1 protein-coding gene is annotated in these 351 nt (G+C 30.2%); it reads left to right on the forward strand.

The features are described from left to right. Positions 1–351 (forward strand): hypothetical protein (locus ACTND6_RS11230; RefSeq protein ID WP_441045130.1); only part of this gene is annotated, 351 nt, incomplete at both ends.

Here is a 351-nt window from a genome sequence, read left to right on the forward strand (position 1 = left end):
TGGTCATGGAAAACCAAGTTCTAAAAGAGTATATGCAGCTTTGAAAGGACATATAATGCCAGGATCAACAATAATACATGATGGAGATAATTCGCATAAATATCTTATTGATGAACTCAATTTGAAATCAGAAGTATATATAGCAAATACAAAAGACAGTGAATATATAAAGAATATGGCAATGATCAATAATATGTGCAGCTGGTTGAAAAGATATATCTGGAGGTTTATAGGAATGGAAGTAGAAAACTTACAATCTTATTTAAATTGGTTTATATATCTGCAGAGATGTAAAAGAGATAATGAAAAATGGCCGAAATCTAATAGAATTCTGCGCCATTTAGTTCTTGA

This window comes from Bulleidia sp. HCP3S3_C9 (assembly GCF_052064035.1).
Taxonomy (GTDB): domain Bacteria; phylum Bacillota_I; class Bacilli_A; order Erysipelotrichales; family Erysipelotrichaceae; genus Bulleidia.